18 protein-coding genes, 9 tRNA genes and 2 rRNA genes are annotated in these 23,501 nt (G+C 46.2%); 24 read left to right on the plus strand and 5 right to left on the minus strand.

Features of this window, described 5'->3' with window-relative positions:
- Positions 1-79: 79 nt before the first annotated feature.
- The 12 genes from MKX35_RS09730 to MKX35_RS09785 all read left to right on the plus strand — a co-directional run bounded on the left by MKX35_RS09730 (position 80) and on the right by MKX35_RS09785 (position 5,026).
- Positions 80-3,008, plus strand: a 23S ribosomal RNA gene (locus MKX35_RS09730).
- 146 nt (positions 3,009-3,154) lie between these two features.
- Positions 3,155-3,271 (plus strand): 5S ribosomal RNA (gene rrf / locus MKX35_RS09735).
- 133 nt (positions 3,272-3,404) lie between these two features.
- Positions 3,405-3,944: an AAA family ATPase gene (locus MKX35_RS09740; protein WP_076287119.1), complete on the plus strand. Its 540-nt coding sequence runs from the start codon at positions 3,405-3,407 to the stop codon at positions 3,942-3,944.
- Positions 3,945-4,026: 82 nt separating this feature from the next.
- A tRNA-Glu gene (locus tag MKX35_RS09745) sits at positions 4,027-4,101 on the plus strand.
- Positions 4,102-4,189: 88 nt separating this feature from the next.
- Positions 4,190-4,265: transfer RNA gene (locus MKX35_RS09750), tRNA-Val, on the plus strand.
- Between the two features lie 43 nt (positions 4,266-4,308).
- Positions 4,309-4,385 (plus strand) — tRNA-Met (locus MKX35_RS09755).
- A gap of 26 nt (positions 4,386-4,411) precedes the next feature.
- Positions 4,412-4,489: transfer RNA gene (locus tag MKX35_RS09760), tRNA-Asp, on the plus strand.
- 15 nt (positions 4,490-4,504) lie between these two features.
- Positions 4,505-4,577, plus strand: a tRNA-Lys gene (locus MKX35_RS09765).
- A 36-nt stretch (positions 4,578-4,613) separates the two neighbouring features.
- Positions 4,614-4,688: transfer RNA gene (locus tag MKX35_RS09770), tRNA-Gly, on the plus strand.
- A gap of 10 nt (positions 4,689-4,698) precedes the next feature.
- A tRNA-Arg gene (locus tag MKX35_RS09775) sits at positions 4,699-4,775 on the plus strand.
- Between the two features lie 19 nt (positions 4,776-4,794).
- A tRNA-Leu gene (locus MKX35_RS09780) sits at positions 4,795-4,873 on the plus strand.
- 80 nt (positions 4,874-4,953) lie between these two features.
- Positions 4,954-5,026 (plus strand) — tRNA-Lys (locus tag MKX35_RS09785).
- Between the two features lie 118 nt (positions 5,027-5,144).
- Here MKX35_RS09785 and MKX35_RS09790 read toward each other — a convergent pair.
- From MKX35_RS09790 to MKX35_RS09800, 3 genes are all read right to left on the minus strand, one after another.
- The gene (locus MKX35_RS09790; RefSeq protein WP_042191140.1) at positions 5,145-6,065 is read right to left on the minus strand and encodes an aldo/keto reductase; all 921 of its coding nucleotides are present in this window, start codon (positions 6,063-6,065) and stop codon (positions 5,145-5,147) included.
- A 218-nt stretch (positions 6,066-6,283) separates the two neighbouring features.
- Complete coding sequence (gene fabV / locus MKX35_RS09795) at positions 6,284-7,474, minus strand: enoyl-ACP reductase FabV (RefSeq protein WP_076284851.1); 1,191 nt, start codon at positions 7,472-7,474, stop codon at positions 6,284-6,286.
- Between the two features lie 264 nt (positions 7,475-7,738).
- Positions 7,739-8,674, minus strand: coding sequence for an aldo/keto reductase (locus MKX35_RS09800; protein WP_076299710.1), 936 nt, complete (start codon positions 8,672-8,674; stop codon positions 7,739-7,741).
- Between the two features lie 184 nt (positions 8,675-8,858).
- Between MKX35_RS09800 and MKX35_RS09805 the strand changes: the two genes are divergently transcribed.
- The 11 genes from MKX35_RS09805 to yajC all read left to right on the plus strand — a co-directional run bounded on the left by MKX35_RS09805 (position 8,859) and on the right by yajC (position 21,088).
- Entirely contained in the window at positions 8,859-9,833 is a 975-nt protein-coding gene (locus tag MKX35_RS09805; protein WP_076299709.1) for an ornithine cyclodeaminase family protein, read from the plus strand.
- A gap of 11 nt (positions 9,834-9,844) precedes the next feature.
- Positions 9,845-11,008: a dipeptidase gene (locus MKX35_RS09810; protein WP_081382906.1), complete on the plus strand. Its 1,164-nt coding sequence runs from the start codon at positions 9,845-9,847 to the stop codon at positions 11,006-11,008.
- Positions 11,009-11,019: 11 nt separating this feature from the next.
- Positions 11,020-13,146 carry a CocE/NonD family hydrolase gene (locus MKX35_RS09815; protein WP_076299707.1) on the plus strand — a complete coding sequence of 709 codons (2,127 nt, stop codon included), beginning with the start codon at positions 11,020-11,022 and terminating at the stop codon, positions 13,144-13,146.
- A gap of 116 nt (positions 13,147-13,262) precedes the next feature.
- Positions 13,263-13,982 (plus strand): BofC C-terminal domain-containing protein, encoded by a 720-nt coding sequence (locus MKX35_RS09820; protein WP_179086702.1) that lies wholly within the window; start codon positions 13,263-13,265, stop codon positions 13,980-13,982.
- Positions 13,983-14,236: 254 nt separating this feature from the next.
- Entirely contained in the window at positions 14,237-14,740 is a 504-nt protein-coding gene (gene ruvC, locus MKX35_RS09825; protein ID WP_036677679.1) for a crossover junction endodeoxyribonuclease RuvC, read from the plus strand.
- Positions 14,737-15,354 (plus strand): Holliday junction branch migration protein RuvA, encoded by a 618-nt coding sequence (ruvA, locus tag MKX35_RS09830; protein ID WP_076299706.1) that lies wholly within the window; start codon positions 14,737-14,739, stop codon positions 15,352-15,354. Before ruvC ends, ruvA begins: the two co-directional genes overlap by 4 nt.
- Positions 15,355-15,390: 36 nt before the next feature.
- Complete coding sequence (gene ruvB / locus MKX35_RS09835; RefSeq protein WP_042191128.1) at positions 15,391-16,398, plus strand: Holliday junction branch migration DNA helicase RuvB; 1,008 nt, start codon at positions 15,391-15,393, stop codon at positions 16,396-16,398.
- 32 nt (positions 16,399-16,430) lie between these two features.
- Positions 16,431-18,533: a SpoIID/LytB domain-containing protein gene (locus tag MKX35_RS09840; RefSeq protein WP_081382904.1), complete on the plus strand. Its 2,103-nt coding sequence runs from the start codon at positions 16,431-16,433 to the stop codon at positions 18,531-18,533.
- Between the two features lie 9 nt (positions 18,534-18,542).
- Positions 18,543-19,571 carry a tRNA preQ1(34) S-adenosylmethionine ribosyltransferase-isomerase QueA gene (gene queA / locus MKX35_RS09845; protein ID WP_076299705.1) on the plus strand — a complete coding sequence of 343 codons (1,029 nt, stop codon included), beginning with the start codon at positions 18,543-18,545 and terminating at the stop codon, positions 19,569-19,571.
- A gap of 21 nt (positions 19,572-19,592) precedes the next feature.
- Complete coding sequence (tgt, locus tag MKX35_RS09850; RefSeq protein WP_042130504.1) at positions 19,593-20,729, plus strand: tRNA guanosine(34) transglycosylase Tgt; 1,137 nt, start codon at positions 19,593-19,595, stop codon at positions 20,727-20,729.
- A gap of 50 nt (positions 20,730-20,779) precedes the next feature.
- Positions 20,780-21,088 carry a preprotein translocase subunit YajC gene (yajC, locus tag MKX35_RS09855; RefSeq protein ID WP_076299704.1) on the plus strand — a complete coding sequence of 103 codons (309 nt, stop codon included), beginning with the start codon at positions 20,780-20,782 and terminating at the stop codon, positions 21,086-21,088.
- 94 nt (positions 21,089-21,182) lie between these two features.
- Here yajC and MKX35_RS09860 read toward each other — a convergent pair whose 3' ends face one another.
- Both MKX35_RS09860 and MKX35_RS09865 read right to left on the minus strand, forming a co-directional pair.
- The gene (locus MKX35_RS09860) at positions 21,183-22,022 is read right to left on the minus strand and encodes a phosphatase PAP2 family protein (RefSeq protein WP_256716318.1); all 840 of its coding nucleotides are present in this window, start codon (positions 22,020-22,022) and stop codon (positions 21,183-21,185) included.
- A 95-nt stretch (positions 22,023-22,117) separates the two neighbouring features.
- Complete coding sequence (locus MKX35_RS09865) at positions 22,118-22,510, minus strand: TIGR04086 family membrane protein (protein WP_042191121.1); 393 nt, start codon at positions 22,508-22,510, stop codon at positions 22,118-22,120.
- 225 nt (positions 22,511-22,735) lie between these two features.
- On the opposite strand from MKX35_RS09865, the gene MKX35_RS09870 reads away from it, so the two are divergent.
- A complete protein-coding gene (locus MKX35_RS09870) occupies positions 22,736-23,500 on the plus strand; it encodes a DUF421 domain-containing protein (RefSeq protein ID WP_076299702.1) in 765 nt (254 codons plus the stop codon).
- Position 23,501 lies beyond the last annotated feature (1 nt).

Genomic DNA, 23,501 nt, shown 5'->3' on the forward strand with positions numbered 1-23,501 from the left:
TTTGCGTTTTAGAACATCTTTTAGCAACTTGTGCAAACAAGTAAATGTTATTAGTGAGATTTTTCTTAGGAGAAATCAAGGTTAAGCTAATAAGAGCACACGGAGGATGCCTAGGCGCCAGGAGCCGACGAAGGACGTGGCGAACAACGAAACTGCCTCGGGGAGCTGTAAGCAAGCTTTGATCCGGGGGTGTCCGAATGGGGAAACCCAGCTGTGGTAATTCGCAGTTACTCATCTCTGAACACATAGGAGATGTAGAGGCAGACCAGGGGAACTGAAACATCTAAGTACCCTGAGGAAGAGAAAACAATAGTGATTCCGTCAGTAGCGGCGAGCGAACGCGGAACAGCCTAAACCTAAGAGCTTGCTCTTAGGGGTTGTGGGACGTCTCACATGGAGTTACAAAGGAATATGGTAGGCGAAGAGGTCTGGAAAGGCCCGCGATAGAGGTAAAAGCCCTGTAGCCTAAACTGTGTTCTCTCCGAGACGGATCCCGAGTAGTGCGGGGCACGTGAAACCCCGTATGAATCCAGCAGGACCATCTGCTAAGGCTAAATACTACCTGGCGACCGATAGTGAAACAGTACCGTGAGGGAAAGGTGAAAAGCACCCCGGAAGGGGAGTGAAATAGAACCTGAAACCGTGTGCTTACAAAAAGTCAGAGCCCTATCTATGGGTGATGGCGTGCCTTTTGTAGAATGAACCGGCGAGTTACGTTTAACATGCAAGGTTAAGTCGAGAAGACGGAGCCGCAGCGAAAGCGAGTCTGAATAGGGCGAATGAGTATGTGGACGTAGACCCGAAACCGTGTGATCTACCCCTGTCCAGGGTGAAGGTGCGGTAACACGCACTGGAGGCCCGAACCCACGCATGTTGAAAAATGCGGGGATGAGGTGGGGGTAGCGGAGAAATTCCAATCGAACTCGGAGATAGCTGGTTCTCCCCGAAATAGCTTTAGGGCTAGCCTCGGTATAAGAGTAGTGGAGGTAGAGCACTGATTGGGTGCGGGGTCCGCAAGGATTACCAAGCTCAGTCAAACTCCGAATGCCATATACTTATTGCCGGGAGTCAGACAGTGAGTGCTAAGATCCATTGTCAAAAGGGAAACAGCCCAGACCATCAGCTAAGGTCCCCAAGTGTGTGTTAAGTGGGAAAGGATGTGGAGTTGCACAGACAACCAGGATGTTGGCTTAGAAGCAGCCACCATTGAAAGAGTGCGTAATAGCTCACTGGTCGAGTGACTCTGCGCCGAAAATGTAACGGGGCTAAACACACCACCGAAGCTATGGCTAGATACGTATGTATCTGGGGTAGGGGAGCGTTGTATGTGGGTTGAAGGTGTACCGTAAGGAGCGCTGGACAGCATACAAGTGAGAATGCCGGTATGAGTAACGAAAAGATCAGTGAGAATCTGATCCGCCGAAAGCCCAAGGTTTCCTGAGGAAGGCTCGTCCGCTCAGGGTAAGTCGGGACCTAAGGCGAGGCCGAAAGGCGTAGTCGAAGGACAACAGTTTGAAATTACTGTACCACCGTAATCCGCTATGAGCGATGGGGTGACGCAGGAGGGTAGTGACGCGGACTGATGGATATGTCCGTCTAAGCAGTGAGGCTGATGTGTAGGCAAATCCGCACATCATTAAGGCTGGGCTGTGATGGGGAGCGAAAATTACAGTAGCGAAGGTCATGATCTCACACTGCCAAGAAAAGCCTCTAGCCAGGAGAAGGTGCCCGTACCGCAAACCGACACAGGTAGGCGAGAAGAGAATTCTAAGGCGCGCGGAAGAACTCTCGTTAAGGAACTCGGCAAAATGACCCCGTAACTTCGGGAGAAGGGGTGCCCCGGTAGTGTGAATAGCACGAGGGGGCCGCAGTGAAAAGGCCCAAGCGACTGTTTAGCAAAAACACAGGTCTGTGCGAAGCCGCAAGGCGAAGTATACGGGCTGACGCCTGCCCGGTGCTGGAAGGTTAAGGGGAGTGGTTAGGGGTAACCCGAAGCTATGAACCGAAGCCCCAGTAAACGGCGGCCGTAACTATAACGGTCCTAAGGTAGCGAAATTCCTTGTCAGGTAAATTCTGACCCGCACGAATGGCGTAACGACTTGGGCGCTGTCTCAACGAGAGATCCGGTGAAATTTTAATACCTGTGAAGATGCAGGTTACCCGCGACAAGACGGAAAGACCCCATGGAGCTTTACTGCAGCTTGATATTGAATTTGGGTACGATCTGTACAGGATAGGTGGGAGCCGTAGAAATCGGAGCGCAAGCTTCGGTGGAGGCGCCGTTGGGATACCACCCTGATCGTATCTAGGTTCTAACCTAGTACCCTTACCGGGTACGGGGACCGTGTCAGGCGGGCAGTTTGACTGGGGCGGTCGCCTCCTAAAGAGTAACGGAGGCGTTCCAAGGTTCCCTCAGAATGGTTGGAAATCATTCGAAGAGTGCAAAGGCATAAGGGAGCTTGACTGCGAGACCTACAAGTCGAGCAGGGACGAAAGTCGGACTTAGTGATCCGGTGGTACCGCATGGAAGGGCCATCGCTCAACGGATAAAAGCTACCCTGGGGATAACAGGCTTATCTCCCCCAAGAGTCCACATCGACGGGGAGGTTTGGCACCTCGATGTCGGCTCATCGCATCCTGGGGCTGAAGTAGGTCCCAAGGGTTGGGCTGTTCGCCCATTAAAGCGGTACGCGAGCTGGGTTCAGAACGTCGTGAGACAGTTCGGTCCCTATCTGTCGTGGGCGCAGGAAATTTGAGAGGAGCTGTCCTTAGTACGAGAGGACCGGGATGGACGTACCGCTGGTGCACCAGTTGTTCCGCCAGGAGCATGGCTGGGTAGCTACGTACGGACGGGATAAGCGCTGAAAGCATCTAAGCGTGAAGCCCCCCTCAAGATGAGATTTCCCAATTAGTAAGACCCCTTGAAGACGACGAGGTAGATAGGTTGGAGGTGGAAGTGCAGTAATGCATGGAGCTGACCAATACTAATCGGTCGAGGGCTTATCCTATACTTAAGACGAAAATTCAATTCGGATTCAGTTTTCAGGAATCAAGTTCTAAACCATATGGTCCTAGTGGCTGTATGATGATGAATTTGTTTTCAGCATTTGGCGATGCTGAGACCTGAATAATGCATTTGTACCGCAAATGCCCGTTTGGTGGCGATAGCGGAGGGGTTCCACGCGTACCCATCCCGAACACGACCGTTAAGTCCTCCAGCGCCGATGGTACTTGGACCGAAGGGTCCTGGGAGAGTAGGACGTTGCCAAGCACGCAAGACCACTGTTGAGTAATCGACAGTGGTCTTTTTGTTGTGCCTTGTAGAGTGAATTTGCTTGTAAGGGTTTTTATGATAAAGTGGTTTAATAGAGTAACTAATAGATTATTCATGGGGGATAAAGATCTTGATTATATGGATCAATGGAGCTTTTGGTGCGGGGAAGACAGAAACTGCATATGAATTACATCGCAGACTTCCTGATTCTTTTGTATACGATCCAGAGAATGTAGGGTATTACATAAGAGCAAACATTCCCGATGTGATGACAAAAAGTGACTTTCAGGACTATTATCTTTGGCGTGAAATTAACCATTCCATGTTAAAATACATAGCTAGCGAATATAGGGGAACGATTATCGTACCTATGACCATAGTCAACCCAGAATATTGGATGGACATTGCTGGTAATCTAATAAATGAGGGATTAGAGGTTCATCATTTTACTTTGTGTGCCTCACGAGAGACGCTGCTCAAGAGATTGGGTGGTAGAGGTGAAGGGAATGACTCGTGGGCCGTTCAACAGATCGACAGATGCCTCACAGGGCTTAATAAGGACGTATTTAAAGACCATTTAGACACAAATAACCTGACTACTCTAGGAGTCGTAAAGATGATAGCTAGTAAGCTTGATATCACTTTAACGCCTATTATAGAAGAAAAGTGAAAATATATTAATTTAGGTATTGCTATACTTCGAAATACATGATATAATCTTTTTTGTTGTCAAAACATTTTGTTTTCAATAAGGCCCGTTGGTCAAGGGGTTAAGACACCTCCCTTTCACGGAGGTAACATGGGTTCGAATCCCATACGGGTCACCAATTTCTTTAAAACGTAATTGTTCTTCTGAAATAAAATGTTGCATTACAGGTTGGAATGTGTTATGATAATTGAGTTGCTTCTTTACATGGAGGCTTAGCTCAGCTGGGAGAGCATCTGCCTTACAAGCAGAGGGTCGGGGGTTCGATCCCCTCAGCCTCCACCATGAAGCTTTCTTATGGTAATGAATAGCTAAATATTTTTAATGACGCGGGGTGGAGCAGCCCGGTAGCTCGTCGGGCTCATAACCCGAAGGCCGCAGGTTCAAATCCTGCCCCCGCAACCAATTTTCATCAAGCAATTATATCTTTTGGAACCGTGGTGTAGTTGGCCTAACATGCCTGCCTGTCACGCAGGAGATCGCGAGTTCGAATCTCGTCGGTTCCGCCATTTTTCTTGCTTCATGAGCCATTAGCTCAGTTGGTAGAGCACCTGACTTTTAATCAGGGTGTCGAAGGTTCGAGTCCTTCATGGCTCACTTCTTAAGTGAGTCGGACACTAATACATACCGTGTGCGGACGTGGCTCAGCGGTAGAGCATCGCCTTGCCAAGGCGAGGGTCGCGGGTTCGATTCCCGTCGTCCGCTCCATATAAATTTTGCGCCCTTAGCTCAGCTGGATAGAGCGTTTGACTACGAATCAAAAGGCCGGGAGTTCGAATCTCTCAGGGCGCGCCATATTTTAACTTCATACTTTGCCGGCGTGGCGGAATGGCAGACGCGCTCGACTCAAAATCGAGAGGGAAACCGTGGAGGTTCGAGTCCTCTCGCCGGTATCAATTAGCAAGCGAAGCTCTTATGCGTTAAGCTAAGGGCTTTTGCTTTTCAAGTATAGTAAGGTAAATCATTATATTGTGGACTCTTAGCTCAGTTGGTAGAGCAGTAGACTCTTAATCTATTTGTCCAGGGTTCGAGCCCCTGAGAGTCCATCCTTAAAAGAAACGGCAGAGATGCCGTTTCTTTTTTTATAAGAGTTATACGGTTTCAATTATAGTCACAAAAAAAGCCACAAAGTACGATATTAGCGTACTTCGTGGCTTTTAATATTTATGGAAGGATATTACCCGCAGCGCGGTAAATTTCATACCATTCTGGTCTGGTGAGTGTAATATCGGATGCTTTGGCAATATCCCGCAATCGCTGCGTATTGGTTGTACCTACAACAGGCTGCATATTTGCCGGATGTCTGAGAATCCAGGCAATGGCAATAGCAGTATTGGTAACCTCTTTTTCAGCTGCTAAGCGGTTAATGACCTCGTTCAATTCAGGGAACTTGTCGTTGTCCAAGAATACACCTTCAAAAAATCCATATTGGAAAGGCGACCATGGCTGAATGGTCATGTCGTGTAGACGGCTATACTCTAAGATCCCGCCATCATGAACAACCGAACCGGAGTTGGTCATATTCACATTGAAGCCGGTATCAATCATACCCGTAAACATAATGCTCAATTGCAGCTGGTTGAACAGCAGCGGTTGCTTTACATTTTTCTTAAGTAGCTCGATTTGTAACGGATTCTGGTTGCTGACACCAAAATGCTTGACCAATCCCTTGCTTTCCAGAATGTCAAAAGCCTCAGCCACTTCTTCCGGCTCGAACAGCGTGTCAGGACGGTGAAGCAAAAGCACATCGATATAATCGGTCTTCAAGCGTTTAAGGCTACCCTCCACAGATTGTAGGATATGCTCTTTGGAGAAATCAAAATAGCCCTTGCGGATTCCGCATTTGGTTTGGATCAGCATTTTATCGCGCATACCAGGATTGTTCTGAAGTACCCCAGCGAATACCTCTTCAGCTTTTCCGTCCGCGTAAATGTCGGCATGATCAAAGAAGTCTATTCCGAGCTCCAACGCACTATGTACATGTGTATCAGCCTCTTTTGCAGACAAATCCGCAATCCGCATACAGCCCAGCGAAATTTGGGATACGTCAAGTACTCCATTCGCTACACTAATTTTCTTAACCATGAGTGATTCACTCCTTAGAATGTAAGTTAGAACTTGCAGTATTCTATCAAACCATATCACAAAGTGGGAGGCTAAGCCAATATGCCCTACGACGTATAGGTAGGTTGTAAGCAAAGTACAAAAAAGAGGCCGCCACATCAGTAGAATTCACTACTTTTGCAGACAACCTCTTTTTTTTATACATCCATAATTAATATATGGAAGTGCTCAGAAACATTTTAGTACATATTCGGAATGTCGACATTAGGATCAATATCTGCTTCGTAGTCTACGCCATCTGTTCTAAAGCCAAACAGATTGAAGAAATCTTGGCGGTAGCCTTCAAGATCTGCCAGCTCACCTGCATTATCAGTTGTCAGCTCGTCCCAACGTTTCATAACCTCTGTCTGAACGTCCTCACGCATTTCCCAGTCGTCAATGCGGATCAAGCAGCTTCCGTCAGCAGTAGCCTTGCCTTCACCGTATAGGTGCTCAGAGAACAAGCGATACATTTGTTCAATACAGTTCTCGTGCAGGCCTTTTTCCTTCATCACTTCATAAAGTGCAGAGATATATAGGGGCACTACAGGAATAGCTGAGCTGGACTGAGTTACGAGCGCCTTATTAACGGATACAAAGGCACGTCCGCCTTTTGATGAAAGAAGGTCATTCATTTGGATCGCAGTCTGTTCCAGATCGTGCTTGGCTTGGCCAATTGTTCCGTCCCGATAGATAGGGTGAGTGATTTCAGGCCCGATGTAGGAGTAAGCAACGGTAGTAGCACCATCTGCAAGGACATCAGCTGCTTGAAGCTGATCGATCCACATTCTCCAGTCTTCGCCGCCCATTACAGCGATGGTCTGACGTACTTCCTCTTCATTAGCAGGCTCAATGGTGGTCATGGATACTTCGCCTGTATGGAAGTTCAAGGTTTTATTCGAATAAGCTGTTCCCACTGGTTTAATAACGGAGGAGAAGGTTTCTCCTGTTACCGGATGGGTACGACGAGGTGAAGCGACACTATAAATAACTAAATCGATGGTGCCATATTCAGCTTTAATCAATGCAATGGTCTTCTCTTTAATCGCATCAGAGAAGGCATCGCCAACTATGCTGTGTGATTTAAGTCCAAGCTCTGCTGCTTGTTGTTCAAAGGCAGCGGAGTTGTACCAGCCTGCAGATGCGGTGCGCTGACCTTCCGCAGCCTTATCGAAGAACACACCAATGGTATTGGCGCCAGCACCAAAAGCAGCTGAAATTCTAGAAGCCAGTCCGTATCCGGTAGAGGCACCGATGACAAGTACATTCGCAGGTCCCTCAATTTTCTTTTGCGCTTTTACATATTCAATTTGTTGTTCTATTTGTTTGGCGCATCCCTCTGGATGGGCTGTTGTGCATATAAATCCGCGTGTTTTAGGTTGAATAATCATCAAGGAATTCCCCTTTGTATAAAAATTTAAGTCTACTGATACACAGAGAAAGTATAGCAAACAATATTTACTAATACAAAGAATTTAGGATATTCGATAAGAATCCGCTGCCCTGTATTTTTGTTTGTTGGCTAGCTGCGCTATCGAGTCTTGATCATTTATTAAGGCTTGCGGACTCCAGTGACGCTATTCCGTAGAAAAGGGGCTATCCCAGTAGTCATTTCATGACATCTAGGACAACCCCCTTTACATTATAAGGCGCTATTACGCCTTAAAGATTGAATCAATCGCTTTGATCTCATCCGGTGTCAGCTGAACTTTCAGAGTCTGGAGATTCGATACGATCTGCTCCGGACGTTTAGCTCCGGGAATAAGTGCGTCGATGGAAGGTACGGTCAAATACCAGGCTAGCACCACATGTGCGACTTCAACACCTTTGGTATCGGCAATTTGGCGAACCTTGTCCACCTTCTCCAGGTTTTTGGAAAAGGTCGCTCCTTGAAACATTGGGTTGTTCTTTCTATTGTCGCTGAACGTATCGCCTTGCTTATACTTGCCGCCAAGAAGGCCGGACGCGAGTGGGAAGTAAGGAACGAAAGAAATGCCAAGCTCCTGCGTGTAAGGGAGCAGTTCTTTTTCTGCATCACGGTGCAGCAGGTTGTAATGGGATTGGAGAACATCCACATGCCCGTCCTTGTTGGCTTCTCTCAGCTGTTCAATGGAGAAGTTGGAGACCCCGATCGCTTTGATCTTTCCTTCATCCTTCAGCTTCTTAAGCTCGCCAACAGCTTCATCCTTAGGAGTGCTTTCATCAGGGAAATGAATATAGTAAAGATCGATATAATCGGTCTGGAGGCGTTTCAAGCTGTCTTCCACAGACTGTCTTAGAAAAGCTGGAGAGTTGTCGATCGTAACCTTATCGCCAGTAATCTTGTGAGCGCCCTTAGTAGCAATAACCACATTGTCACGGCCGCCTCTTTCTCTCAGCACTTCTCCAATAAGTTCCTCGGATCTACCTGGACCATAGATAAAGGCAGTATCAATGAAATTGATCCCATGGTCAAGAGCGTTGCGAACGATGTCTTTACCAGTCTCATCATTTAAGCCGGGAAATAAATTATGCCCACCAACAGCATTGGCACCCAGTCCGAGAGGGAGTACCTGCAAATTTGTTCTACCTAAAGTTATTTTACTAGACATAATCAATCGTCAGCTCCTTAAAATAGAATATGAACTATATTAAGTATAGCTAATAGCCCGTGGTAAGACAAATTGCTGATTTTCAGCTTTATACATGAATATTTAAAGCGTATAAGTTATGATATAAAGAATAATTTTGCGTTCCCACATTTGTTGCCACAATGAAGTAAAGGAGGTTTGTCTTATGCTAGTTATTAATCAAAATGAAGTGGCTGAGCTATTAGCAATGGAGTCTTGCATCACAGTGATGGAATCCGTTTTGAAGGACTTGTCCGCAGGACAAGCCATACAGAGCTTAAGACAAGTACTCCCGCTGCACCAAGGCAATCTGATTGGCTTAATGCCGGGCTTTTTGCAGAGTGAAGAAGTAGCAGGTGCCAAAATCATCAGTGTGTTTCCAAGCAACCAGGGCTCAGGTTTACCTTCCCATCAAGGGCTTGTTACGTTATTCGATTCTTCTACCGGTGTTCTGAAAGCTGTAGTAGATGGACAGAAGATTACCGCAATTCGCACAGCGGCTGTTAGCGCAGTAGCCACTCGTTATTTGGCTAGAGAAGATGCAGAGGTGCTTGCCATTCTAGGTACGGGCGAGCAAGCCAAAAGCCATCTGGAAGCGATGCTACTGGTTCGATCGATTCGTGAGGTCAGAGTTTGGAGTAGGACACTTGCAAAGGCAAGAGATTTCCAAGCAGAAATGAGCCGTAAATATGGTGTGGACATCCTTGTGGCTGAGTCTATTCAAGAGGCAGTTAATCCAGCAGATATCATTTGTACCGTAACGGCATCTACAGAGCCTGTGCTCAAAGGAGAATGGCTGAAGCCTGGAGTACATATCAATGCGGTTGGAGCCTGTAGAGCAGCGGATCGTGAGCTGGATTCGGAAACCGTACGGTTAGCTAAGTTATATGTAGACCGATTGGAATCCGCGCATAATGAATCTGGGGATTATTTAATTCCGCTGAACGAAGGCGTGATTACTTCAGGCCATATTATCGGTGAAATCGGTGAACTGATCAGCGGGAATATTGAGGGCAGAGCTACAGCTGATGAGATCACTCTTTTTAAAGGACTAGGACTTGCAATAGAGGATTTAGCAGCAGCCAACTTCATTTATAATGAAGCTGTTAAATTACAAAAAGGCATTGAAATTGCATTCTAAGGAGCGACCACATGATGAGCACATATGAAGGTTTGTATGATTTCAAGTTGACGGAGCAAGACGAAGAGCGGGCCGTACATTTGCATGAGCAGAACATTAATATTGATTTGCTATTTCAAGGTCCCTTATCTCCAAACGCAATTCCAGAGTCTGTGTCCGAAAAAATAAAAGAGCTGTGTGAGCCCTATAAAGATGAGCCGATGATATATAGCAGCATGCCAGCAAAAATGATCACAAAGCTGTTGGCCAGCGGTGAGATCCCCGAGTATAAAAGTGAATGGTATAAATCGGGAATTACCGCGGGTAACCGGGAACTTCACTTAGAATCTTTAGAAAGCATGGTCACTAGCATGGCTGAAGTTCAGCTTCAGTTCGACTCCGCAGATTGGTTAGTAAAAGCATTAACCGCAGAGGACATTCGTTCAGCCAAGCGTAATGGGCATAAAGCGGGTATTATCACGGCACAAGAAACAGATGGCCTAGGTACCAATCTGGACCTATTAGATGTGTTACATAATTTTGGCTTAAGAATTTTACAATTAACTTATAACAATCAGAATCAGGTCGGTGCAGGCTGTGCAGAACAGTCGAACGCTGGGATTACGAATTATGGAAAAAGATTCATTGAGCGTTTGAACAAGCTCGGGATCATTATAGATACGGGACATTGCGGAAAACAGACCACGCTCGATGCTTGCCAGTATTCTAAGACTCCGGTCATTGCTTCACACACGGGTGTAGAGGCTATCTATCCACATATGCGCTGTAAAAGTGATGAAGAGATTATCGCGATAGCGAAGACGGGGGGAGTCATCGGTATTTTTGCTATGCCGTGGTTTGTTCATGAAGATCCTAACCATACGACCATTGATCATGTGCTGGATCATATCGAATATGTGAGTCGGCTTGTAGGCGTGGATCATGTCGGGATTGGAACGGATTGGCCGATGAGCGATGTGCTCTGGTCATTGGTTTATTTTAAAGAACATATTGCACCTAAGCTAGGATTTGCCAAAGGAGACGGACCTTCTACTGAAACCGTTGCTGGGCTTGAAAAATATAGCAATTTTATCAATTTTACTAGAGGTCTAGTGGCTCGCGGTTATAAGGATGAGGATATTGCAAAGATTATGGGTGGCAACTGGCTGCGTGTATTTGAAGAAATTTGGGGATAGGGGATAAATAGATGACAACATACTTGAACACAACTACATTTAACTTCTACTGTTCTGGCATTTATTCAGGGAAAATACATTTTACGGAACAACAAATTAAACTCGCTAAGGTTGATCCACGCAGACGAACACAAATGCAATACAATGCGCTGGATGGCCAGTTCAAGACCGTTCTTCCATTTCAAAAAATCCACGAACACATGGGCGCTTACGCTAAAGCAGAATGGGTCAATGATGAGGTAGTTCTAAGTAATGGTGATCTTTATCAAAAGCATATTCAGTATCAGGCTGTATTGGATGGCCGTGAGCTTACTTCACAAGTATGGGCGCTACGAAAAGAGACGGCACTGGATATTGTGACCTTGGATGGTGAGATTATTGCCTTTCTTACGCCGAATCGGTATGGCATCGAGCTGATTGTTAAAGCAGGATATGAGACGCTGACGCCTCTGGTTGTTTATGATGATCCCCTTTTGTCCAAGCCAGAGTATGGTGTAAATGATTTGGGTACGAATCTGATTCCGATGCGTGATGGCGTGAGACTGGCTACGGATGTGTTTCTTCCTGAGGGCATTCAGCCGGGAACCAAGCTGCCGACGATTCTTGTGAGAACCTGTTATGACCGTAACGGGAAAAAAGAGATTTTTATGAGATGGGCTAACAAAGGTTATGCAGTGGTGTCACAGGACGTTAGGGGTCGGGCGGATTCGGAAGGGGAATTGATCCCTTTTTATAATGAACGGGATGATGGTTACGATACGATCGATTGGATTATCGCGCAGGATTGGTCAGATGGCAATGTTGGAATGTGGGGCGCGTCCTATCTCGGTTTTGTGGTTGTCTCGGCGGCGACCAGTGGGCACCCTAATTTGAAGGCTGTTGTGGATGAAGTGAATGTTGGCTCACCGTTTGTAGATACAGCGCGTAAGGGTGGGACGCTTTGCTCTTGGCCACTCTTGTCTTGGACGCTTGCACAATCTGTGGGTACCCGGACGGATTTTGATATTTTTGGGGGCATTACGGTGAACCCAGAAGCGGCCGTCGATGCGAGACCGATTAAGGAGATTCCACAGCAAATGATCGGCAAAGCATCTGGACCATGGGATTTGTGGAGCCAGCATCCGGAGTATGATGATTTCTGGAGAAACTGTACCTTTACGGAACGCGGGGATCAAGTGCAGGTCCCTATGTATGTGATCTCAGGCTGGTATGATGGCGACAGCCCTGGCGTATCGGAGACTTGGAGAATGCTGACTGAACATGATGTGCCAAATCGTAAAATCCGTCTGGGTGCATGGGAGCATGGGCCAAACCGAGCCAGAGATTATGAGGGTGTAAGCTTCGGCAATGATGCAGTCGTCTATGATTATGATGTTTCTGTATTGCGCTGGTTCGACCGCTTCCTCAAAGGCATTCCGAACGGAATAGATCAGGAGCCTAGAGCCTCTTATTATGTCGTTGGTGAGAATCAGTGGAGAACGTCGGAGGATTGGACACCAGTTGAAGCTACAACTACGCCGTTTTATCTTTCCAGTGCTGGTCGGGCTAATTCAGGACAAGGAGATGGGAAGCTGCTCACAGCGCCAGAGGAACACTCTCCAGAAGATACTTATGTCTATAACCCAAATGATCCTATGAATGATAGCGGTGAGCGGGAGCCTGAAAATTTGCGGAAATATGAGCTCCGAAATGATATTCTTGTGTACACTAGTGAGGTGTTGACGGAAGAATTGACTATTGCTGGCGAATTGTCTGCTGTCATCTACGCCGCTAGCACAGGTAAGGATACGGATTGGGTAGTTACACTTAGTGGTGTGAATGAACATGGAGACTCTATCCGGTTATCTAACTATATTGTCAGAGCTAAATATCGTCATGGGTTTGATGCACCAGAGCTGCTCACGCCAGGGCAAGTGGAGGCATACGATATTTTCATGCCGAATATTGCTCACAGATTTGCGGTAGGACACCGAATTCGTTTTTCGATTACCTCTTCCAGTAAATTCGTTGCTTTCCCGAATACGAATACTGGTGGTAACCCGTATGAAGACTCAGAGGCGATTACAGTGCTGCAGACTGTTTACCATAATAGTGAATATCCAAGCCATGTGAAGCTGCCGGTTATTCCTAACGCTTGAACGATACTGCAAGGTCAACCTTGCAATTAGGATAAAATAGCGATTATTCACAGAAAAGCGCATAAATGATCCCTTCTCAGGTCACAATAGGGAAAAACCAGAATGAAGGGATTAACGTGTCGCGCATAAAAAAACAACTTTGGCAGCGATGGAGACGTTGGAAAAAGGCGCTTTGGGTAGGGGCAGCTTGTTTAGCTCTTACTGTACTGGCATGGCGCAGTATGCAGGTACCTGAGGAAATCAGTGGACTGCTGACGGATTCTAGTTGGACGGATAGTGCCGAAAGCGAGTTGGCCGCAGCTGTATTTAAAGTAGGCGTGGACAGCGGTGAGGAGAAAGAGAAGAGCACCATAAAAAACGAACAACTGTTGCAGACGATCGCTCAAAGCGGACGCAGCAGAACCGTTCATTTAAAAATATCGTATGTATCTGGGGAAGAAGTTCAGACATTGCCAGGTGTAAAAAACCCGCTTCAGCTTAAAAAAATAATTCACGAACACCCTGCATGGAGCGGCTTCATCAGCAGTGATGGAGATTTGTGGCTGGAACAAAAAGTGAATGATCTATCGACCCTAACGAAAAAAGAAGCCTATATCGGGGTCGATGCATTTGGGAACTTGAAATTATTTAAAGGCCCTCCGGTACAGGAAAAGGTTCTGAAGACCTTTTTTCAAATGGATATGGGTTCCTTGAAATCCTCTCTGCCGGAAAGTATTTGGAAAGAGCTTCATGAGGGCATTCGTGTACAAGATATTGAAGAGTACAACAGCGTATTGTCCACCTTCAGTGACTATGCGCGTGAGGCTGCCGAACATGTCATGCAGAATAAGCAATAGCATCCTTAAGCATATCAGCTGTCCTAAAGTCATTATTAATGGCTATAGGGCAGCTTTTTTTTGCAAATATAAGAAAGTTTGAGGTTCTCATTGTAGGCCTAAAGTTGTCATTTCGCATTAGAGGGTAAACTTTTTTTCTCCCGGAAGGGGTATTTTTGCTATAATGGTTTGAAGGAATACATATGTTCGCTTCATAGCGGAGTAATGGATGAAAACGGTGGAATAAACTGCCTGTTATAGAGGAGAGATCGTGCTTGCGCATTTTGGGAATTGATCCAGGGCTGGCGATTGTCGGTTTTGGCTTTGTGGATAAGGAAGGTCATAAGTTGACCCCGGTCCAATATGGTTGTATCCAGACTGAGGCTCACACACCTGAGGAAGAACGTCTGCTGCATGTCTATGAAGGCATGGGTCAGCTCATTGATAAATATAAACCTGATGCTGTAGCGATAGAGAAGTTGTTCTTTGCACGTAATGTTACAACAGCATTGCCAGTAGCACAGGCCCGCGGAGTGACGATATTAGCTGCAGTACAGCGTGGCTTACCCGTCTCGGAATATACACCTATGATGGTGAAGCAGGCTGTAGTTGGTTATGGTAAGGCAGAGAAACGGCAGGTACAGGAAATGGTGAAGCTGCTACTGAAATTATCGGCGATCCCTAAACCGGATGATGTAGCGGATGCACTCGCGGTAGCGGTATGTCATGCCCATTCGAGCAGTCTTAATTCTAAATTAAATGAGGTATTGCGAAAATGATAGATTTCTTAAGAGGACCCGTCGTTCATTTAGAGTCGGAATATGTGGTGCTGGATGTACAGGGCGTAGGATATCGGGTGTTCTGCCCGAACCCTTATGCTTTTGCTAAAGTAGAAGGGCCTGTAATGATCTATATTCATTATCAAACACGTGAGGATGCGACGCTTCTGTTCGGGTTCCCGACTCGGGAGGAGCAAAAATTGTTCCGCAAGTTGATTGAGGTATCTGGGATCGGTCCGAAGGTTGCGCTCGGAATACTGACAGGTGGAACTCCAGATCAGTTGATCTCGGCAATTTACCAAGAGAATATAACCTTCTTAACGAAACTGCCGGGCATTGGCAAGAAGACGGCGCAGCGGATGATCCTAGATTTGAAGGACAAGCTGGACGGACTCAGTATGGCTTCCATGCAAACGGGATTATTTGCAGTTCCAATGGAAGAAGCATCGGATGGGTTAGCTTGGCAAGAGGCTAGGGATGCCCTTAAGGGATTGGGTTATACCGAAAGTGAATTGGACCGTGTGTGGCTCGCTATGAAAAAAGAGGGCGCAGAGACAGGGACTGTAGATGTGTTGATGAAGAAAGCACTTGGGCTATTATATATTGCTAAGTAAAGCCGAACACATCCTTGAAGAAAGGGAGCGATAGGAATGGATGACCGGATTATATCCGCTAATTTGATGATGGACGAGCAAGCCGTAGAATTAAGTTTACGCCCTCGTTATCTGGGAGAATATATCGGACAGAATCAGGTAAAAGAAAACCTGAAAATATATATCGAAGCAGCCAAAATGAGAAGTGAAGCGCTGGATCATGTGCTGCTCTACGGGCCTCCAGGTCTCGGTAAAACAACACTCGCAAACATTATCGCCAATGAGCTGGGTGTGAATTTACGAACAACGTCCGGTCCTGCTATAGAGCGGCCGGGAGATTTAGCCGCCCTGCTGACGAACCTGCAGGAAGGCGACGTGCTGTTCATCGATGAAATTCACCGCTTACACCGGACGGTGGAGGAGGTTATGTATCCGGCGATGGAGGACTTCGCGCTGGACATCATGATCGGCAAAGGGCCAAGTGCCCGTTCGGTACGCTTGGATTTGCCGCCTTTCACACTTATAGGTGCTACCACCCGTGCTGGCCTGCTGTCAGCGCCACTACGTGATCGTTTCGGAGTGGTCAGCCGCTTGGAGTTCTATACCATAGATGAGCTAAGCTTCATTGTTGCTCGAAATGCAGATCTTTTAGGGATTGAGATTGTCGGAGATGCGGCGGAAGAGATAGCGCTTCGTTCCCGTGGAACGCCGCGGATTGCGAACCGACTATTGAAGCGAGTCCGTGATTTTGCTCAAGTGCGCGGCGATGGGATTATAACCCCTGAGATTTCTGGGGAAGCCCTGAAGATGCTACAAGTGGATCCACGTGGGCTGGACAGCATCGACCATAAGATGTTAAGAGCGATGATTTCAAGCTTTCGTGGCGGTCCTGTAGGGCTGGATACGATTGCTGCTACAATTGGTGAGGAAAGTCAGACCATTGAGGATGTTTATGAGCCCTACCTGCTGCAGATAGGATTCTTGCAGCGGAGCCCTCGTGGAAGAATTGTAACCCCGGCCGCTTATCATCACTTAGGCCTTCCGCTCCCTCCGGAGCAGCACTGAGTCAGTAACTACATTTAAAAGGAGGATGCTGGATGAAGCATACGAAGATGAAATGGAGAGGAATAGCACCATTAAGCAAAGGATTGCTAGCAGCTGCGATTGCTGTGGGAAGTCTCTTGATCCCTGCGGGTGCCAGTCATGCCGATTCTAATAGTACGATACGAGTTGCCCTTTATGCCGATATTGGTAGTAAATATAAATCTACCGTGCCAGTAGTAACTATGTTATCGACACAAAGCTTCAACTTGATGTCAAACCAACCAGGGAGCACTCCTTTGTTATCGGTGCCTGCCCAGAGCAGAATTCGTGTTAGTGTGGATGGTTATAGAGTAAAGGTAATGGAGACTTCAAGCTGGAAAACAGCTGCCGATGCAGCTAAAAAGCTTCAGTCCACCTCTGATAAGCCTCAAATTTATATGATTTCTAGAAATGGAACCAATGTGTATCAGTTGTATACAGGTGTCTATGCCAGTGAAGCTGCTGCCAAGGATGGACTTGCCCGTGTAGTAAAGGCAGGACTCGGCATTCCTGCTGATCAAACCCCTGCGGTGAAAGGGGATAAGCATTTATCGGCGGGTCGCTATTTTTCGGAACAAGAAGCTGATACTGCTCTGAGTAGTATTACAGCTGCTGGTTTTGATGCCTGGAAGGTGTTTCTCTCAGGAAGTGATGGCAGTGCTCAGTTTGAGGTATGGGTAGGCGAAGCTGCGAACGACAAAGATTTGGGTGCTGTTCAGACCGCAGTGTCTGCAGCATTGCCACAGCTTGCTATGTCTGCTGCAACTTCACCTGGGTTAATCATGCGTCTGGATGCTGGGCTGGACCTTAGCAGCGAGACACAGGCTAATCATTATATGGTTTCCGGAAATGATGCTAAATTTTTGGCCGTTGGCAGTGAGGCTGGAATTCAGCTCGAAGAAAGATCCAAGCGTACCTACCGTGGAAATATGGAACTAAGTAATTTGAGAGGTTCCCTAGCGGTTATCAATGAAGTGCCACTGGAACAATATTTATATGCAGTGGTTGGAGGAGAGGTTTCCTCCAGTTGGCCGGATGAAGCTCTAAAGGCTCAGGCTGTCGCCGCCCGAAGCTATGCAATGGCGCAAGGCAACCGTTTCGAAGTAGCGAATGTAGTGGATTCTACATTGAGTCAGGTATATAACGGAATCGGATCAGAGGCTCCAGTTATTATTAAGGCAGTGGATGCTACTGCCGGTGAAGTATTGATGAGTGGTGGTAAAGTTATAGAGGCTGTGTTCTCCTCGAACAGTGGCGGAGTAACCTCTGATCCATCAGAGGTATGGGGAAATGGTGGAGATGCATTTGCCAGCGTTCCCAGCAAAGAGGATGTCGTAGCTACCGCGACCGCTAAGAAGTGGTATTATTTACTGCTCGCTAATGGCACCTCTGGATACGCACGTGAGGATAACATTAAATTGACAGGAAATAAAACTGCAGCGGGACTGGCTATAGCGACAGCTACCACTAAAGATGTCAATGTACGCCCCCTTCCTGCTGTTGAAAGTAGTGTAAGTGCGGTAGGTAAGCTGAATCCAGGCGAGAATGCTGTTGTTCTAGACAAAGTCTATGAGTCCGGTAGTTATAGCTGGATCAAAGGGCCATACACCTCTGCCGACCTTCTAAAAAGCTTGCAGGGTAAAACAACTAGCGCGCTTCCTTCCAGCATCCTTAATCTGCAGGTCACTCAGCGCGGCCCTTCTGGAAGAGCGATTCAGGTGAAAGCAAATGGTCAGGCACTGGATGTGAAATATCCTGATATGTTCCGTTCTGCGTTCAATGGATTGCCAAGTACATTGTTTGATATTGTACCAGCCGGAAGTTATACTGTATTAGGCGCTGACGGTGCTACCAGCACGATTGGAAGTTCACAGAGCGCAGGTGTACTCTCTGCATCAGGTAAGGTTAATGTGAACGGTAGTGGAACTGTAGTGATGGGTGGGGATTCCTCAGCCAGAGCGATTACTAACAGTTCGGGCTTTCTGTTCATTGGCCAAGGATACGGTCATGGTCTAGGCATGTCGCAATGGGGCGTGAAAGGCATGGCTGACAGCGGGTATGATTACAAGCAGATATTGCAACACTATTATCAGAACGTTACTATAGTTAAGGAATGAAGACAGACCATGAATGTAGACGCATATGATTTTCATTTACCGGAAGAATTAATTGCCCAGACACCACTCTCTGACCGTAGCTCTTCTAGACTGCTCTTAGTAAACAAGGAGGATGGGGAGCTGGCTCACCGGCATTTTACCGATATTATTAATTATTTTCAACCGGGAGATACGCTTGTTCTGAATGATACGAGAGTCATTCCTGCCAGATTGTTTGGGGCTAAAGAAGATACGGGGGCTAAAGCTGAAGTGCTTCTCCTTAAGAATCTGGGAGACGATCGTTGGGAAGCTCTTGTAAAGCCAGGTAAAAAGCTCAAGACAGGAGCGGTTATCATCTTTAGTGATGAGCTTCGTGCTGTTATTGAGGACGAGGCTGATATGGGTGGACGAACGCTTCGGTTCATTTATCAGGGTATTTTTCAGGAGATTCTGGACAGGCTGGGAACAATGCCACTGCCTCCTTATATTAAGGAAACACTCGATGATCGGGAACGATATCAGACCGTTTATGCTAAGCATGAAGGATCAGCTGCTGCTCCTACAGCAGGGCTTCACTTTACCAAAGAACTGTTGGATCAGATTGAAGCCAAGGGTGTAAATATTGCTTATATTACACTTCATGTAGGTCTCGGAACGTTCCGTCCGATGTCTGTAGAGAAGGTTGAAGAGCATGTTATGCATTCAGAGTATTTTGTAATGTCTCAAGAAACAGCAGACACTATAAATGCTACCAAGGAACAAGGTGGTCGCATTATAGCGGTAGGGACAACTTCTTGTCGGACACTTGAAACAGTCGGAAGACAATGCGAAGGCGGTCCACTAGTGGAATGTAGTGGCTGGACGGATATTTTCATCTATCCGGGCTATAAGTTTAGTGTAGTTAGTGCGTTAATTACTAATTTTCATTTGCCGAAGTCGACTTTGGTGATGTTGGTTAGTGCTTTGGCAGGTCGGGAACATATTCTAGCTGCTTATGAAGAAGCGATAGAGCAGAAGTACCGGTTTTTTAGCTTTGGAGATGCAATGTTTATTTACTAAGGTAAGAGGATGGGTTAACTTATGGCAGCAATTACTTATGAGCACATCAAAACGTGCAAACAATCCGGAGCAAGACTTGGAAGAGTCCATACTCCACATGGTGTGATTGAGACACCTGCATTTATGCCAGTCGGCACACAAGCTACAGTCAAGACAATGAGTCCTGAAGAACTGAAAGAGATGGATGCTCATATTATTTTGAGCAATACGTACCATTTGTTCCTGAGACCGGGCCATGATATTGTCCGTGAAGCAGGCGGACTGCACAAGTTCATGAACTGGGACCGTCCCATTCTAACGGATAGCGGCGGATTTCAAGTATTCTCGCTTAGTGACATGCGCAAGATTACCGAAGAAGGCGTTCATTTCCGTTCCCATCTAAATGGGGATAAGAAGTTCTTGTCTCCTGAAGTAGCTATGGAAGTTCAGAACGCACTTGGCTCTGATATCATGATGGCATTCGATGAGTGTCCTCCATTCCCAGCGGAATATGACTACGTGAAAAAATCATTGGAGCGTACAACACGCTGGGCAGAACGTTGCCTGAAAAGTCATGCTCGCCCGAATGATCAAGGGCTGTTCGCTATCGTTCAAGGAGGTATGTATGAGGATCTTCGCCGTCAGAGCGCGGCAGATTTGACTTCCATGGATTTCCCGGGGTATGCTATTGGAGGGCTCAGCGTCGGAGAGTCCAAGCAGCTAATGTATGAAGTGCTGGATTATACAGTTCCCCTGCTGCCACAAGGCAAACCTCGCTATTTGATGGGCGTTGGTTCACCGGATGCGCTGTTGGAAGGTTCAATCCGGGGAGTGGACATGTTCGACTGTGTCCTGCCTACCCGTATTGCTCGTAATGGAACAACGATGACCAGTCAGGGAAGACTCGTTGTACGCAACGCAAAGTATGCCCGCGATTTTGGGCCGCTTGATCCGGAGTGCAACTGCTATACATGCCGGAATTATTCCCGCGCTTATTTGCGCCATCTAATCAAAGCCGATGAAACCTTCGGACTTAGATTGACGACATACCATAACTTGCACTTCCTGTTGGATTTGATGCGTAAAGTGCGCGAAGCCATCAAGGAAGATCGGCTGCTTGATTTTCGCGATGAGTTTTTTGCTAAATACGGATTATATGATAATCTTAAAGGCTTCTAAAGCTTCGTTGAGGTCCATGTTTTAATGTGCTTTGAAAGGGGGGGAGAAATATGTTTCAATATGCAGCAACAACAGGCGGAGGTAGTATACTGGGTCTTGTAGGTCCATTCGTACTTATGTTTGTAGTATTCTACTTCTTGCTGATTCGTCCGCAACAGAAGAAGACCAAAACACGTAATGCAATGTTGAAGTCTCTGAAAAAGGGCGATAAAATCGTTACTATTGGTGGTCTTCACGGTACGATCATGGAGATTTCCGATGATATCGTGGTTCTACGGGTCAATGATGTAACTAAACTGACCTTTGATCGCGGTTCCATTAGTCACTCCGTTGCCACGGACGTGGAGGAGAAAGTATAGTTTCGTTATTTAAAAGTACATAAAAAGCGGTGTCTTCTCATTAAGAGAATGACACCGCTTTTTTGACGTTCATCTTTCATCGTGATCTATGGGTTTAACGCATATCCGTTATTCGGCTGCGAACGGTGAGCGATTCTTCACGTCCCCGTAAGGTTAATTTGGCAAGCTGTACACCAACTGTTGAAGCTAGGACTGCTAGCAGAGTGCCGCCTATCATATCTGTAAGCCAATGAATGCCCAGATAGAATATACCAAAGACGATTACGACTGCGGAAATACTCGTAATAACCATCCACCGGCGGTTTCCTGAACGGAATGCCAGTAATGCCATCGTAACGGAAATGGACGTATGTAGACTCGGGAAGCAATTGTTGAGACCGGATAGAGGGCGGTACTCTTGCTCAAACTTCGGAAATACATCCAGCATAGTAAATTTAACGCCTGCAGGTACATAGGACCATACTTCATTTACAGGGAAGTATAGGTAGAATGGAATTGCTACAGCATAGTTAATGATAATAGCATAGCAGGTTGCGTACAGCATCACACGGTTCTTATCTAACAGATAGACACCTAGAGAAGCTGCTAGTACAGATTGAAGCATGAAGATGTAGAAGAAAACTATGATAGGCGTTAGCCATGGACTATAGAATATATCCTGAACAACTTGGACAAAATGCCCCTCTAGTCCAAATATAAATGATGTATAGTCTGAGGTGAGATGCATTTTTTCTTCAATTTGTAGTTCATATTTATTCAAGACCAGTACACCAAACATGCCTACCATCAGTAGCAGAAACTTATAGGATTGCAGCATCTCTTTCCCAATTTCAACTAATGCCATGATTGGATTTCGACGAGCGCCAATCCATACTAATATCACTACTAATGCAACTGTGTACAAAACAATATGATTCATTGATTGGTAAAACAAAGCATTCGAAGCCTCCTTGATTCTCTTTATGAAGTCAGATGATCACAGTTTAACATATTTCCAAGGAATGTTTCGAATTTTATGGAATAATAATTTTAGCTTTTCTGTAAATTAACCCCAAACATTCCGCCAAGTGCACCAATTGCTGCCGCAGCTAGAACCCAAAGAAGGTCAACACCAGAGGGTGAGCTATCCAGTGCCAGAAATCCAATTAACAGAACGATAATCCCGTAAAAGATTCCTGTAAGACTTCCTTGATACCAGCCTTTGTTCGTGGCTCTGCGACCGGCGGTTAGTCCTCCGAATGCTGCGGCTATGCCGTGCACTATATAAGTGTACATTGAGAGATCCTGCTCCTTCAGACCGCTGCCCCATAATAAAAGAGAGAGGACAAACGCGCCAAGCAGCATCCAAAGGAATGATCGACATAGGCCAGACAATACAGGATTGGCTATTCTCCATGAGAACAGGCGCCGGATTAAATACATGGTACAACCTCCTAAAGTTTTTTTAGAAAAATAATCTACATAAGTTATTATTCATTGTATGGGGAGGCTTGCCCCAATAGTACAAGAATGGGCATTGTAGCCTTTTTACCATTAATTAATATGTGAACTTCCGAATGTTCCCTGTGCTGAGCGGTCAGAATAGGGTTACATTAATCCGCCCGAGAAAACAAGTCTGCGGGTGAGAGTGGAGGGGAGCGAAGCTATATGTCCCAGCATATCACTACCCATATTTTCTTGACCGTGCTGATGTATTTCTTCATATTCCTGTGCATGCGTATCATGGGGAAGAGGGAAATCGGTAAGCTGTCTGTATTTGATCTAACGATCTCAATTATGATTGCTGAGATTGCTGTTTTTGTGATCGAGGATATTAATCGCCCGATTTACGAAGGTCTGGTTCCGATGGCCACACTGGTTATCATTCAAGTTGTGGTTGCTCAGCTCAGTCTTAAGAGTAGAAAGATTCGGCTGTTAATGGACGGTAAACCGAGCATACTTATTTCTGGAGGCAAGCTGCACCGGGGAGAGATGCGTAAACAAAGGTACAATATTGATGATCTGTTGCAGCAATTGCGTGGTCAGAACATCGCTAGTCCTGCTGATGTGGAATTTGCGATTCTGGAGCCCAGTGGTCAGCTTACCGTTATCGAGAAAGACAAAGGACTTTCATCTTCCAATCAAACAGGCAATAGCAGTTCAGTTGCTGAGAACAATAAGACCGATGAGGATGCTGATGTAAGCAGTCAGAAAGTTAAACTGCCAAAGAACAAAATCAGATATGAAGGGCTTCCTATTCCATTGATTATGGATGGAAAGGTCCAGGATCATAATTTAGAGATGATAGGAAAAACAAGGTTCTGGTTAAGAACACAGATCCGCCAAAAGGGTGTATCAGATTTTCGGGATGTATTTCTTTGCTCCATAGACCATAAAGGCCGAGTTTATGTTGACAGTTTGGATAATCGCTAAC

Source organism: Paenibacillus sp. FSL R5-0923 (assembly GCF_038009145.1).
Lineage (GTDB): Bacteria > Bacillota > Bacilli > Paenibacillales > Paenibacillaceae > Paenibacillus_AQ.